Source organism: Chitinophaga sp. YR627, assembly GCF_900114995.1.
Lineage (GTDB): Bacteria > Bacteroidota > Bacteroidia > Chitinophagales > Chitinophagaceae > Chitinophaga.
The window spans coordinates 116987-134403 of the sequence record NZ_FOUX01000001.1 but is presented as its reverse complement, the minus strand read 5'-3'; the positions used below and the strand labels follow the sequence as shown (position 1 = coordinate 134403).

Here is a 17417-nt window from a genome sequence, read left to right as displayed (position 1 = left end):
ATTGAAATATTATTGTTTGGATAGTACGGCCAGTAAAAGATTAGCGGCTTCTGCATCCATCTCTCCTTTTTCTACCTGTCGCACCACATCATCCAGCGAAAATTCCTGCTGCAAAGACTGTACGGGCTCATATGTACTGATATTCGTCATTTCTGATGACAGGAACTTCGCGAATTCATTAATAGTAGCATGGTCATATATCTTCGTTACAATAACGGCTGTACCATAGCGGGCATTTATCTGATGTATCCATTCTACGCCTATAATGGAATCAAGTCCCATGTCAACAAAATTCCTGTCCGGACTGATCTCTCCAGGCAGCAGACTCAATGCCCCTGCCAGGCTCCTGGTCAGTTCTTCCTTCAGGATATTTACGGAAGGCGCTGTGATGATCGCAGATCCGGATGAAGGTTGTGCGGGAGTTTGTAAAGCAGGCTTTACTACAGGGATAGCTGCTGCCGGAATTTCCTGTTGTGCACTCGTCGTACTGCCTGACTTTTGCTGTTCTGCCCTGATAAATGCTGCCAACTTTCTTAACTCCGGATAGTCGTATAATCTTGCAGCGCCCAGTTCTATACCAAAGGCAGTATTAATTGACTTTATCCATTCTACCCCCATGATCGAATCCAGTCCCAGGTCGATAAAATTCTTATCCGCCAGTATCTCACTTTCTTCAAGCCCCAGTGCCAGAGCAAGTGATTTCCTCAATGTTTCTTCTATTGTAACTAAGCTATTTTCCGCTACCACTGATATAATCGATGTCTCAGGCACACGTTCTTCTGGTAAAGGAACAGGCTCAGACGTCAATTCAATAGACTGTGTCACTGATGTTGGACCGGTTGGTATTATCTCATCAACAACAGACAAAGGCGTCAGGTCAATCCTGTGGTCGTTCTCTTCTTTGCTTACAACCGGGGCTTTTACTGTTGCCGGTTGATCCTGATTTACAAGATTTTTATGTCCTTGCTGCGTAAGTGAAAGCGTTAATTGATCAACATGTTCCGGTTTTACGATCCAGTATTTTTCTTTTGCGAAAGGATATACCGGTAAACTGATACGCTGCGGATGAGCCCCTTGATATAATAACTCCCAGTTCACCGTTCCACCTTTCACCCAGTAACGAAGCAGTTTATCATAATTCCTGTCCCTTAACCACTTATCAGTTAAAGCATTCACCTCTTCATCTCCCAGTAATCCAGACAGCACCGCTGCCTGCGTCGCCCCTTCACTACGATAGATAGCTGCGGCTCCGGCTGACAATAATGATTCCAGTTCGGCGAGACTATGCACAATCAAGCCCAGACGCTCATCCATTGCCTCTCTGCCAACTTGCAATGTATAGGCGATAGACGCCAGATCGGCGTCTGTATAAACACCCTGACGTACACTGGCCAGTAACCGGGAAACTAACTCGTTCAGACGAGCTTCGTCCTTGGTTGATAATACGATCACAAATGGCCCATCAATGTAAGATGGACCTTCATTCACAGCCACATACTCCTCTATCAGTATATGTGCATTGGAGCCACCAGCACCAAAAGCCGATAGGCCCGCACGTAAAGGATATTGTCGTGTTACCCCATCTATTGTCACTACTGGTCGTTCCCATTTCCCGGACCTGACCTGGACTTGAAATGGACTTGAAGCGAAATCTATATTAGGATTTAATTGTGCTGTATGTAAAGAAGGCGCCAGTTCACGGTGCTTTAGCTGTAACAATATTTTACTGATACCTGCAATACCCGCCGCACTTTCACAATGTCCGATATTTGATTTTGCAGACCCGATAGCGCAGTATTGTACGTCATTACCATACTCACGGAAACTCTTCGTCAATCCGGCTATTTCAATAGGATCCCCTAAAGAAGTACCTGTGCCATGTGCTTCTATATAGCTGATCGTCCGCGCATCGATGCCTGCATTACGCAATGCGGTGCTGATCAGGGTCGCCTGCGCCTGTGGATTAGGTACGGTATAACCATTTGTCTTACCACCATGATTAATAGCACTGCCACGGATAACACCGTAAATATGGTCACCGTCTGCTACGGCACGGGACAATGGCTTCAGCAACACAGCACCCACACCTTCACCAGGCACATAACCATCACCACCTTCTCCAAAGCTCTCACATCGTCCTTTACTTGAAGCAAAACCACCTTGTCCGAGCATCAGGTATTTATTCGGGTGAATAGATACATTCACGCCACCTGCGATAGCTACTGCACATTCTCCACGTTGTAAACTGTGACAGGCCAGGTGAAGTGCCGTCAATGAAGACGAACACATCGTATCTACAGCCAGACTGGGCCCATGGAAATTACAGAAGTAAGATACCCTGTTGGCGATGGAAGATGCACTGCCTGACATCGCAACAGGACGCCCTGCCATCGTTTCCTGTAGTCCATACAATTGATATTCCAGGTACATCACACCGGCAAACACCCCTACATTTCCGGCGGCAGCTAGTGACTGCCTTGTATAACCCGCATCCTCCATGGTGTTATATACACATTGTAGAAATAAGCGCTCCTGTGGATCAATCATCACCGCCTCACGTGGTGAGATATTAAAGAAGCGCGGGTCAAATTCATCCACGCCATCAATAAATCCGCCCCATTTTGTATATGTCTTTCCGGCCTTCCCTTTTGCCGGATCAAAGAACAACTGATGCGCCCATCTTTCTGATGGCACTTCTGTAACAGTATCCTTACCGGCACGAAGATTCTCCCAGAATGCATTGATATCGGCAGCACCAGGATAACGGCCGGCAAGGCCAATAATGGCTACATCCTCCAGCTGTTGTTGTGGAGACGCTTTTGCCTGTTGTTGCTGTATTACCGGCATCTTCGCTTGTATAGCAGAAGGAAGGACGGATTCCCTGTGCTCACTACGCGTACCGCCACCACCAGTTAATTCAGCGATCTTTTCGGGGAAAGCTTCCTGGAAATATCCTGCCAGTTGTGCGATAGTCTGATATTCAAAGAAGAGGGTTTTAGGGAGAAGACCAAATGTTTGCTCCAGCGCATTGGTCAGCGTCACTACCATTACGGAGTCAATACCATACTTCTCCAGCTGCGCATTCGTTTCTATCTGTGCAGCCGGTATCTTCAGTACGGCGGACAAGCGTTGCTTCAGTAAAGCAACTGCTTTTTCATGCGAGGTTCCGGCAACAGTACTTTTCTTTTCATCCGGTACTGTTTTTTTCACAGTATGACTGATAGCCTCGACCAATCGCTGACCATTACCCGCAACTACCATGACCTGCGGCAAACCACTGTTCAATGCCTTATAAAATGCGCTGATCCCCTGCTGACGATCAAGCGCCAGCATACCAGTCGTTTCTTTTATGATATTTTCCGAAATGTGGTCAGGGCGCATACCACCCTCTTCCCACAGGGACCAGTTAATGGAAACACTTCGTCCGTGGCGCTGACCGGATGCTACCAGTTGCTGACGACTGGCGATATATGCATCCATGAAGGCATTCGCAGCCGCATAGTCTACCTGACCAGTGTTGCCCAATACACCTGCCATGGAAGAACTTACTACAAAGAAATCAAGAGCAAGATCTTTTGTGACCTTATCCAGCCCTACCAGGCCATTTACTTTCGGTGCTAATACACGCTCAAACGAAGTGTCTTCCTTGCGAATAATGAAATCATCGGCTGTAATCCCGGCACAATGGATAACACCATGTAATGCCCCATTCTCACGAAGGATATCGGCTACCACCTGTTGTACTGCTGCTTCATTGCTGACGTCCATCTGTTGATAAACGGCTTTTACGCCCGACTCTTCCAGTGCATGCAACAACTCCTGCTGCCTTACATCCTGCGCACTTCTGCCTGTAAGAATGATCCGCGCGCCAGCAACCTTTCGTGCGATCTCATTTGCAAAGATGCGACCCAGTCCGCCTGCGCCACCGGTAATCAGGTAGGTACCATTTTGTCGCCAGGGCATACGGTCATCTAAAGAAGTACTATCAATCCGGGTAAAGCCAGCTACATAACGCTGTCCGTTCTCATACTTTATCAATTGTTCTTCCAGATCAGCGCCATTCTGTAGAACTAACTGTTCAGGTTCTGTTCCCTCCTCCACGACGATCAGCTGACAAAGCAATGCTGGCTTTTCCTGATGCGCCGTTTTCAACATAGCGGAAAAACCCGCCATCAGTAGCGCCGCATCCTGCTGAGAGATGACTACCTGCAATAATTGCTGATGATGTTTTTTCATACCCAGCATATCGCGAAGAATATGCAACAGGGCCAGACTTGCCTGCGTAAATCGGGCCTCCGGTGTTCCTGACAGATCTTCTATCACTTTTACCTTAGCGGCAGCAGACCATCTGTCTGCCAGATGACGGCCATATACCACTAACTGACGGTCGGCAACGACGGTACCGCTGTCAGATAAGACTGCCTGACGCCATTGCGGCAGAAAGTAAACCGTTTCATTCACTACAGCAGGCGTCAATGCCAGCATACGTATGTGCAGGTTACGCACCAGTACACAGAGTTGTTCCTGCTCATTATATAATTCGATGGAGAAACTACGCACCTTTGCATTACCTGCCCCTGACGTCTCCGTCACAACGGCTTTCATATTTGGCTCACAGCTCCGCAATACGGTTACTTCCTCAAATAAGAACGGCAGTGCGGAATACTGAGCATCATCAGGAGACAGTGCCAATGTGCTCTGTAAAGCAGCATCCATAACTACCGGATGCAACTGATATTCTCCCGGTTTATAAAGTAATGAAGATGGTAATTGAATAGTGGCAAGTGAAATACCTCTGCCCGTAAGTACATGCTGTACCGCCTGGAACAAAGGCCCGTATACACTTTCCTTACCCGCGAAAAGCGCATACAATTGTTCTCCCGATACCACACCAACATTACATGATGCTGCCACCGCAGAAAGATTACGGGAAGGGAACTGCAAATTGGTTTGTACTGACAGTCGTCCGCTGCAATGCAGGATAGTCTGCCCATCGGCACTGATACTACTGATCTCAAAGGTGCTGTCTCCCGCACCGTCTTCTGCCAAACGGGTATGTACGGTCAGTGTACGATCTTCCGCGATGAGCGGTTGCGACAACACCACATCTTTCAGTTGAAGTACGGCACCTGCCGGCAATGGCGGCAATACATGCATAATCGCAGCCCTGGCCATTTCAAGATAAGCTACACCCGGCAGGATCGTTTTCTGTTGTATAACATGCCCGGTAAAGAAGTATTCACTACCACGAAATACAGTAATGAATTGTTGTGATCCGGCTACCGGGGCATAACGATGCAGCAATGGATGCAGTTGTGTCTCTATAACACGGGGACGCACGGATTCTTCCACCCAATATATTTCCTTTTCGAAAGGATATACCGGCAACGGCACCCTGCCATATTCGCCTCCCGTAAACAATGCCTCATACTCCAGGTTATAACCCTGTATAAATAACTCTCCGACAGAAAACAGTCTTTCTAAATAATCGGTTGGATTATCCGTCTGACCAAGCTGTCGTAAGCACTCATTACCATACTTTCTAAGTGCTGCCTGTTCCCTGAATTCACCCTCCGTCAGCACAGCAGTATATAATTGCGGCGCTTTACCCTTTTCCAGGTACTTTTTCAACATATTGACCAACTCACGCGTAGTACGCGCCACACAGGCAATGCGATGTAATAAATGCTTTCTGCCAAGCAATAATGTGTAACTGATATTACCGGCATCTGCATCCGGATCCTGGCTCAAATGCGCTAACAATTGACTTACCTGCGCCTTCAGTTGTTTATCCGTTCTGGCAGATAGTACAAAGAGATAACCCGGTAATGCGGCATGTGTCCTGACTACCGCCGGTGCCTCTTCCAGTATAAGATGTGCATTGGTACCGCTAAAGCCAAAGGAACTGATGGCGGCCATTCTTTTATGATGAACTGGCTGCGGCCAGTCACGCAGCGTTGTATTTACATAAAATGGACTATCCGTAAACGCAATATTCGTATTACCATCATGGAAGTGTAATGATGGCGGTATTTGTTTATAGCGAAGAGAAAGTAATAGTTTGACAAGACCACTTACGCCTGCGGCAGCTGCGGCATGTCCCATATTTGATTTAATAGAGCCTATTGCACAGAACTGTTTTTCATCCGTGAAACGTGCAAACGCTCTGGTCAACGCGTCATATTCTATCGGGTCGCCCAGGCGTGTGCCTGTGCCATGCGCCTCTACAAGTTGTATCTCAGCGGGATTGATATCAAAACTACTGTAGACCTTTGCTTCCAGCTGTTCCTGTGATAAGGCGCTTGGTGCTGTCAACCCATTTGTAGTACCATCCTGGTTAATGGCAGAACCTTTGATCACACCATAAATGTGATCTCCCGCGGCTAATGCATCCGATAGCCTTTTTAATACAACCACACCTGCGCCTTCTCCGGGTACAAAACCGTCTGCCTGCTGATCAAACGTATGACAGTATCCTGTTGGTGATAACATTTCCGCTTTATTCGCAGAGAGATAAAACCATGGTGTTGATTGTATAAAAACGCCACCAGCAAGCGCCATTGAGGTTTCATTGCTCCATAAACCCTGACAGGCAAGATGGATAGACACCAGCGAACTTGAGCAGGCCGTATCCACTGCAATAGCCGGTCCTTTCAGATTCAGATAGTAAGCGATACGCGCCGGGATCACCGAACCAGCATTCCCCCACATCGCCTGTGCCGGTTGTTCACGCTCATCAAACAGATGATGGTAATCACCGACATGACAACCTACATATACACCACAGGATGCCCCATCAACTATCTTACCTGCATATCCGGCATCCTCCAGCGCTCGCCAGGCTTCTTCCAGGAAAATACGCTGCTGTGGATCCATATAAGTAGCCTCAGCTCCTGATATATTGAAAAAGAGCGGATCAAACGACGCAATATCTTTCAGGAAGCCACCACGCTTACAATAAGCCTTTTCGGGATCATTGGCATAATAACTTTCCAGGTCCCAGCGATTCACTTCCTCGGTGAGATCATGTCCTTCTTTCAGATGTTCCCATAACTCGTGTATATTGTCTGATTGCGGAAATCTTCCGCTGACACCAATGACGGCGATATCTTCTTTTGCAAATCCAGTCTGTACAGGTACCGTAGTCTGTCTACCGGATACCGCCACATGGTCTAGTCCTGCCCGATATTGATAAGCCGCGGGAATACCCACTACTACCTTACCGATGTTTTCCCGCTGATCAAGAAATGCATAAGCAGCGGATAAAGACTCCAGTGAAAACTGCTTACAGATAGTTGGCCGCAATACGCCTTTCTCTACCATTGCCAGCATCTCTTTACGATATGACGTGATCAACGTATGGTCGAGCATACCCAGCTTCCTGACGTCTACACTATAGAATGCCTGATTATTACTGAAGATGGAAAGATCGATATTTCTGGCAGATTTCAACGCCATCATCGCCAGCTCTACATATCTTCCTCCCGGAGCCAGGCATTGCATACCTTTCTGCATGGCGTCTCCGCTTAGGGTATTCACCACAACATGTACGCCCTGACCACCTGTCATACGCATCAGTTCCTGCTGAAAGTCATTCTCCCGGTAATTAATAACATGTTGTACACCCAGCTGACGCAGATAGTCCAGCTTATGCTGTGAACCCGCCGTTGCGTAAATCTCCGCGCCGTAATGTAATGCCAGCTGCACTAACATCAGTCCTGTACCACCTGTAGCGGTCTGTATCAGAATGCGCTCCCCTTTCTTCAATCCTGCTTTATGCAGTGTATCGATCGCCGTCATAGCTACTGCCGGCAAAGCAGCAGCTTCCTCAAATGACAGCGATGCCGGTTTCAGGAAAACATCCTTCTGCTGACAGGTAATGAGCGTTGCCTGTCCGCCCATTGTCTCTGCTATCGTAGCAATCACCTCATCTCCTTTCCGGAATGCTTTTACATTACTGCCTACATTTACGATCACGCCGCTGGCTTCCACACCAGGGGTAAAAGGATATGGCGGCATACCAGGATAAAGCCCACGCAGACATAACAGATCTGCAAAATTTAATGAGAAACTGCGTACGCTGATCTGTACTTCATCTGGCGCAGGTGCAGATACGTCTGCCGCCACAATCTGTAATTCTTCTATCCCTCCCGGTCTTTCCAGCAATACCCGGTGATAGGTTCCCATAGCTGCTGCTGGTATTTCAGCTAATGGTGTTACTCTCAACGAAAGCTCCGGGACATTGGTATATACGGGCGGGGCAATGATAGTCTGCTCCGGTACTTCAGCGGGGATCGCTGCAGCTGGCACATCGGTAATTACCGCTGCAGATAATGCCCTTACAAGTGCAGGTTTGAACTTATCGATAATATGGCGTAACAGCTGATTGACGTTATTGTAGTCAAACAACACGGTCGTTTGCAGCGTCACACCACATTCCTTATTGATCAGGTTAATGAGCTTTACTGCGATAATGGAATCAATGCCATATTCTGAGAAACTTCTTTCATCCAGTATCCTGTCTTCTTTGATCATCAGCACCGTTGCGATACTTTCGTGGAGAACCATGCGTATATGCTCTTCTATCATCTGATCTGTAACACCCGTGGCTACCGCTGTCACCTGCTGTAAAGGCTTAGGTGCTGGCTGCGGCGCCTCGTTTCGCATAGCAAGAGGCGGCGCCACCGTTGGCGTAACTACTACTGATGTTCGCTGTTGTTCCGGTTGTCTTACAACCCCATCACTTTCTGCCACGATAATTTGAAAATCAAGATCGGCTGCTGCTGCTACAGGAAATACTACCGGATCCAGTCCCGTCTCTTCCATCACACGTTTCCAGGATGCAGGTGATAGTCCCGGACATCCCGGCATACGTAGTGCAGGATCTTCATACAGCCACCATCCGTCCAGTAAACCAAATGTCAGGTGCGGGAATAACGGATTTACACACATTTCATTCAGCAGTAACAAACCGTTCTTTTTCATGCCTGCCTTAATATTCCGCAGCGTTTGCCGGATATTATGCGTAGCATGCAGGGCATTTGCTGAAATAACGATATCAAACGCACCTGCCGGTATCCCTTGTTCCTCAATGGGCTTTTCAACATCAAAAAGCTGATAGGTAAGATAAGGGAATGAAGGGCCATAAGTTTGCTCTGCAAACTGTAAGAATGCCTTTGACACATCCGTATAACAATACTCGGCAATATGCGCCTTATAAGGAGCTAACTGATGAAGCACTGTATAACTCGTGCCTCCTGTACCTGCGCCAGCTTCCAGAATGCGGACTTTCATAGCAGGGTCCTGCTCCTTCCTGAGTCGCAGGTATTCAAGCAGCGTAGCGCTCAGTACTTCATTAAAATATTCAGATACCAGATTGTGTTTATAGATGCCTTCTACCCTTTCCATGGAAGATCCCGGGAAAAGAACACTGGTAGCTGCTATCTCACCCGTCAATATCTCTGGTAATACTTTTAGTGTTTCCTCCAGCAGTTTTACACGGGCCTGTAAAGACGGATTATTAAGCCATGCTGTTTTTTGCTGATGCCATTCGGACCATACTACATCGGGAGCAGATGAAAATGTCTGTTGCACAGTGTAACCCGTTTTTTCTGCAAGCAGATATCCTTTTCTTACCAGTGCCTCCAGACTCTCCTCGAGCCATCTGCGGAAGCCGGGACGTATTGTAGTCCCTGACAGCAGACTATCAACCGTTACCACTTGCTCACGCCACAGTCCCATACTTCCCAGTATACTCCAGAGCACCTTCGCCAGCATAGCATCCATTTCCTGCATATGCGGTAATACCGTCCTTCGTATACGATCTGCTTTCTCTTCATAAGCAGCAGCAATTGCCGATGTACCTGGACGAAGACCTGCCACCTGTGTAGCCGCCTGTCTGAAAGTGATATTTTCGGCAAACATAGACGGCACCAACTGCAAACCGTAACGCTCATTCAGGTGATTAAGTACACCTGCAAGCGCCAATTCATCAAAACCATACTCTGTTAAGGGTGCATCAGGATCTACTCCATCCGCAACAGCGCCAAAAAGTAATGCGGCTCTGTCTGACAATTCGCTCAGTACAGCATTATATAATGTATCGCTTTCGGCATTGGTCTGTTGTGCAGCATTACCCAAAGCACCTATTAATGAAGGGATCGTATTATTATAAATCGCTACTTTTTCAGATGGCAGCATAGCTATCAGCGGTACAGCCTGGGTTGTCTTTGCAAAAGCGATCTGTCCGAAGGATCCGGTCATTAATGTGTCCAATGCCCTCATACCTTCTTCCGGACTGATAGAAAGAATACCCGCTGCCGTCATCCGGTCCTGGTACTCTTTGGAAGCAACAATCCCCAGTGTACCCCAATATCCCCAGTTCATCACCTTTACACTCACCGGCCATTCTGTTGCCAGCTGATGCGCAAACGCATCTTTGAATGTACAACCTGCCGCATAATTACTTTGTCCTGCTGCTTTGATAAAGGACATAATACCAGAGAAGAACAATACAAAATCAGGATGTACATGTCTGAATACTTTCGCTATGTTCACGCAGACATCCACCTTTGGCGACAATCCCGCCATGAACTGTGTCTCCTCCATACTCGCTAAACCTCTATCCTGCAAAACGATGGCTGAATGTACAATGCCATGTATGCGTCCAAAGCGCTGTTCTGTTTCACGACAGGCAGCTGCAAGAGATGTTTCATTGGTGGCATCAGCCTGTATATATACAGGGGCCTTACCTGCAGCCTTCAGTACTGATATTGCCGCCTGTATAGCCGTATCTTCCGGACGTCTTCCTATCCAGACGATCTGCGCCTGATATGCGCTTACCAGATGCTCGCTCCAGGCTTTACCTATACCGCTCGCGCCTCCAATTACGACATATACGCCACCCTGCCGATATACGGGGGCGTCATTCCTGGTTGGAGGAATAGACAGTAATCGTTGCTGATACCAGGCACCCTGACGAAATGCGTAAGCATCGCCTGCTTTATCCGCAGGTAAAGAGAATAGATCCCCTACAGGCAGATGGTACTGGTCATCCACGTCAACAATCCTGACGGCCCAGTTTCCATATTCTTTTGCCATAGATCCGGCCAGCCCGTGTATTCCTGCGGCTGCTGCCTGTATATGATCATGTTTATTAATTGCCTGCGCCTTTACTGTGATAATCGTCCATTGCAGTTCTCTTATGCCATATCCTACAGCTAATAAAGCCTTTATAAGCCGGAATAATGCCAGGACAGTAGTTTGTTGCGTGCTGATAATGCCACTGTCTGTAATCGTCTCAAAATGCGTATATGGGGCTATCCATACCAGATGATCAACAGGACCAAAACCATTTAACCTTTCCACAATGGCATTTACCGTTTCTTCAGGTCTGATAGCCAATATGCTGCTTTGTGGGAAGTGTGCGCGTACCTGGGCGACGGCTGCATCCGTACCACCTGCTATTGCAACAGTAGCTGCTTTAGACAGGTGACTGTTCACAGGCGTCCAGTGCAGCAGCTCATTCCATACAGGCGTTAACAATGATGTATATGATGTTTGGTCAGCCACTGTCGCCGGACTATTCACGGCTACACCTGAATGACGTTGTGGTATTTTGGCCGAAAAACCGCGTAATCTCACCAGCGTACGGCCCGTTGCATCGCAGACGTCTACGTCCAGTTTTACAATTTGTTCACCAGGCCTGCTCTCTGCACTATTACGGGCAATTACCCACAGGACCGGTGTCGTTATTTTTTCAACGACCTCAGCTTCCTGTAATATAAACGGCAGGGCCAAACTATCCGGTGCAATACGGGAAGGTTCCCTCAGATCTGTATTCAATGCCATGGCTGCCTGTAAAGCAGCATCCAGCAGGGCCGGATGAAAGGTATAAGCATCACTGGTAGTGGCGATAACTTCCGGCACAACCAATCTGGCCAGCACCTTGTCACGTCCTACAAATACTTCTTCTATGCATTTGTGGGCAGGTCCGTAAGCAAGACCCATTGCGGTGAATGCAAGGTAACACTGCTCACCCGATAACTGATAGAGATGACAAGCGGCTTTTATGGCTTCTATAGACTGTGCAGGCAACACTGGTTTAGCAACAGGAACCGCCTGACCCTGACTATGCACAAACTCCGTATTCCCATTCTTACTGAATATCTCAAAAGATACCTGTGTATCCTGTAACTGCTGCAGCCGTACCTGTAAAGATTCCGGATGACCATTCACAGCAAAAGGTTGTAACCAGGTAATATTTTGCAGGCGTACATCAGGCAGTGGCCCTCCATGATCCGTGAGCGCCTGCGCTACTGCTTCTCTGGCCATTTCCAGGTAGGCGACACCAGGCAGGATATGTTTTCCGTTGACAACATGATCTGATAGGAAAAATTCCTTTCCTGTAAAAGTGGATTCATAACGTGTGAATGACAGACTGGATATATTACGGTGCAGCATAGGATGCAAGACACCGTTTAATGATGTTGTTCCAGATTGTGGTGCTGTATCGGGTAACCAATACTGCTCTTTAACAAACGGATAAGATGGTAGTGATATACGATGACCATTCTCCAGCAGACTCCCGTATTTCAACTGATAGCCCTGTGTGAATAATTCCGCGACAACTACCAGTTTCTCCCGGAATTCCTGTTTTGCGGGTGAACTACGACAAAAAGCAATGCACTCATTACCATATTGCTTTAGCGCAGTCTGGCTACCTTCCTCTCCATCAGCTACTATGCCTGTGTATATACCGGCAACTTTTCCTTTTTCCAGCCACTGTTCAAGTAAGCGCTTCAGCTCAGCACTATCTGTTACAACACAAGCCAGTCTATGCGTCAGGTGTCTCCTTCCGTTCAGCAGCGTATAACTGATAGCCGCTGTTTGATACTGGTGTGTTCCGATAGCAATAGCCAGCATATCCGCCTGCTGACGGAGTTGCTCCGCCGATCTGGCTGACAATACCACCAGATATGCTGGCTGTTGTATGCTGCTCACAGTTGCATCAGGCGCCTCTGCTATGACCAGATGCGCATTCGTGCCGCTAAAACCAAAGGAACTTACAGCCGCCATGCGTTTTTTGCCGGCATTTATATCCCATGGTCTTAGTACTGTATTTACATAAAACGGACTGTCATTAAAATTGATACGCGGATTACCCTGCTTGTAATACAGAGAAGCCGGTATCTTTTTATGCTTCAGCGAGAGTAATACCTTTATTAGCCCAGCCACGCCTGCCGCTGCAGAAGTGTGTCCTATATTGGTTTTAATAGAGCCTATGCTGCAATATCCGCTAAGATTAGTTTGTTTTCTGAAAGCCCTTGTTATTGCTTCGAACTCAATCGGATCTCCTAAACGGGTACCCGTTCCATGTGCCTCGATCATCTGCACGGAAGCAGCGTCTATACCAAAAGAAGTATATACATCTGAAACCAGTCGTTCCTGGGATATTGCACTTGGCGCAGTAATACCATTGGTCGTACCATCCTGGTTAATACCCGATCCTGCTATTACACCGTAAATATGGTCTCCGGCCGCCAATGCCTCACTTAAGCGTTTCAGTATAACAACACCCACACCTTCACCAGGCACAAAACCATCTGCCGCTTCATCGAAAGTGTGACAATGCCCCGTAGGGGATAACATTTCCGCCCGGTTGGCAAACACATAGAACTTAGGCGTACTCTGTACAAATATGCCCCCGGCTATCGCCATCTGTGTTTCTCCGGTCCATAGCCCCTGACAGGCCAGATGTATTGACATCAGCGAACTGGAACAAGCCGTATCTACCGAGATTGCCGGTCCTTTCAGGTTCAGAAAATAAGCAATACGTGCAGGGACTACTGAACTGGCATTGCCCCACATGGCCTGTGCCGGTTCATGTCCGCTAAACAGATCCTGGTAATCTCCGGCATGACAACCCACATAGATACCGCAGGTCTTACCCTCCATATCCGCTCCCGCATAACCGGCATCTTCCAGCGCCTTCCAGGTCTCCTCAAGGAAAATACGATGCTGGGGATCCATATATGTCGCTTCCAATCCGGAAATGCCAAAGAAATCCGGATCAAAGCGTGTTATATCATCAAGAAAACCGCCCTTGTCACAATAGCGTCCATCCGGGAAAAAGGAAGACAGATCCCAACGTTTCACTGATCCCACCAGGTCGTTACCTGCTGCCAGGTGCTCCCACAATTCATCTACATTATCAGCACCTGGGAACCGGCCGCTGATACCAATGACCGCGATCGCTTCTTTCTCAGCAATCCCCTCTTTTCCTGTCTGTTCCGTAGCTGCTGCAATCGCTACAGCTGTTTTTTCAGCGACCGTAACCGGAACCTCCGTCATCTGACCAGTATGTACCAATGAAGGATAGGTCTCTAATAAATAGCTGGTCAGCTGATTCACAGAACTGTGATCAAATAAAGTGGTCGTACTTAAACTGATCGCCAGCTCCTGATTCAGTAATTCTATAAAATGTACCCCTGTAATAGAATCCAGGCCATAATCAGCAAAGGGTGCATTTGCATTGATCTGTTTCCTGTCTATTTTCAGGGAAATAGTCAGCTTGTCTATAATAGCAGCTTTAACTTTGTCTTCTCTTTGCTGATCATTAGCTACGGATGAGGAAACTACTTCCACTGGTTTTGCCTGTGGAGCTGCCTGGGCGGTTTCCCTTGTAATTTCCGTAACCGGTTGTTCTGTTGCCATCGCCTGTCTTACCACGCCATTGCTTTGTGCCACCACGATCTGCTGCCCCAGCGTATGTGTTCCTTCAGCCGGGAATATAACATGATCAAACCCTTCGTTTTCCAGTACCTCCTGCCATTGATGCGGGAACAGACCCGGACATCCCGGTATACGTAATTCCTCATCTTCACTGAGCCACCAGCCTTCCAGTAAACTAAAGGCCAGATGATTGACCATATTGTTACTGCTCAGTTCATTCAATAATACCAGGCCGTTCTTCTTTAATAGCGCCTTGGTATTTCTTAAGGTCTCACGGATATTTTTTGTTGCGTGTAATACGTTCGTTGCAACTACCAGATCATAGGTTTCCACCGGTACATCCTGCATAGCGGGCGGTTTACCCGCATCAAATATGCGGTAGGTCAGGAACGGATTCTCTGCTCCAAATTCCCTGTCAGCATGCATAAGAAATGCCCTTGAAAGATCTGTATAACAATATTCCGCAACATGCTGATGGTAACCTGCCAGTTTTTTAAATACCATTGCACTGGTACCTCCCGTACCCGCACCGATTTCGATGATACGGATACGCACTGCCGGATCATCCTTTATACGTGTATTGAGATAATCCACTACAGTATCAGCGAGTACTTCATTGAAGTAGTCCGCCACGAGATTATATTTATAGATCCCTTCCACCAGTTTCATAGAGGAATTAGGGAACATGATCTGCGTAGATTGTTTCCTGCCGGTCAGCACTTCAGGCAAAGCCTTTAATGACACTTCCAGCAATACAACTTTGGCTTTAATATGGGGATTACTAAGCCACGCTTCTTTCCTGCTGTCCCATTCTCCCCAGACAGCATCCATGTCAACTGGTGAATAGTCTGTCACATACCAGACGTTATCCGTCAGGCGTACAAAATCATGACGTGACAACACCAGTAAGCTCTCTTCCAGCCAACGGTAATAGATGGGTAATACTCCTGAAACCACACGCTGTTCTGACACATCCTCAATAGCGCCGTGAAAGAATCCAAGCGATTGTAACTGCCCGAACAGCAGATGACACAACAACTTACCCATAGCATTCATAGGGTCCTCTACCTCGCTGTACATACGATCCACCAACGCCTGATCCCAGCGAGCCGATTGTTGCAGACGATCAATTACAGGAGCACTCCTCGTTGTATAGGCTGTCACACTGGTCTGAGGCAGCAGCTGTGGCATACTGAAGTTTGTATTTACTTTGGTCAGACCTATCTGGCTGATATTTGCAGCCATCAGACTGTCCAGAGACTTCATACCATCTTCTGCCGTAATCGATCCTATGCCCGCTTTACTCAATCTTGCCCTGAAAGAAGCTGGCACCTGCCCACCGGCGCCAATATCGCCCCAATATCCCCAGTTCATCACCTTGACAGTTATACCGGTACTCTTAGCTAATTGAAGCGCAAATGCATCTTTAAATGTACAGGCGGAAGCATATACGCTATGCCCCGCTTCACGGGTAAATGCCGCCATAGAAGAGAAGAAAAGTATAAAGTCCGGCCTGTCATTTTCCACTGCCTGTGCAATACGAACAGCTATATCTGCCTTGACTTTCACGCCACGGCGAAACTCTTCTTCCTTAAGATCGGCAATACTTTTATCCGCCACTTCCAGGGCGGAATGTACGATACCGTGAACGGCACCAAATTGCCTTTGGGCATCCTGCAATGCATCCTTCAGTGCGTTGCTGTCACTGGCATCCGCACTGATATAATAAGGTCTTTTTTTCTTAAATTTTTCCAGCCTGGTCTGAATATCTTCATCCGCCTTTCTTCTTCCAATCCATACCAGCTGCGCATCATACCGATCCGCCAGATAATGACTCCATACTTCTCCTACGCCACCGGAACCTCCTATAACCACATAAACGCCTTTTTGCCTGTATATTACATCACTGCTATCTGTAGCTGTATACGGCACGAACTTTCTGTTAAACCAGCGTGTATTGCGATAAGCAAATGTCTCTCCCTCAGGCGATGGCGGAACGTTAAATACAGCCGCCTGTTCCCAGTCAGTATTTTCTTCCAGGTCCAGCAGTCGCACCTTCCAGGACGGATATTCCTTTGCAATCACACTGGCGATACCATGCACGCCTGCATTAGCCGGATGATTTGTTTCACGCAGATTTACTTCCAGTGCCTGCTCTGTTATGATGGTCAGTCCGATACCTGTCGTTGCATAGTTTAACTGCAACAAAGCTTTTGTCAGCCTGAATAAGGAAAGCACGCCCTCGTACTGCGCATCTATCAGCCGCTCATCACTCAAACCACCTGAAAAAGAAACCGGTGCGACCCAGCAGATATGACTGATCTTATCAATGGCCTTCAATTGCACAAGCAGCTGTTCAACATTATCTGTAGCAGAAAGCTCAGGTCGTTGTAAGAAAGGATAAATTTTCCGCATCCATTCAAACCGGCTGGCATCACCGCCAATAAGTAAAACAGATGTATCTGCGGCAGGCCACAGAACATCCTGTGTAGCAGCAACGATATCCCATACAGGCGCCAGCATGAGCGTTGATTCCTGCATACCGGTTTGCTGCCCTTCATCCGGAGTCTGCTGCACGACGGTGCCTTTACTCCTGAACTGACGGATCTGTTCAAGCCCCTCCTGTTTACTAAGACGGTTGTGTTTTATCTCTTCGAGTATATGTTCGATATAATCTTTCATAG

Annotated in this window: 1 protein-coding gene; it reads right to left on the bottom strand. The window is 47.6% G+C overall.

What is annotated here, in order from left to right; translation table 11 throughout:
* Nucleotides 1–9 precede the first annotated feature (9 nt).
* Nucleotides 10–17415 (bottom strand): SDR family NAD(P)-dependent oxidoreductase, encoded by a 17406-nt coding sequence (locus tag BMZ72_RS00400; RefSeq protein ID WP_089804153.1) that lies wholly within the window; start codon nucleotides 17413–17415, stop codon nucleotides 10–12.
* Between the last annotated feature and the right edge of the window lie 2 nt (nucleotides 17416–17417).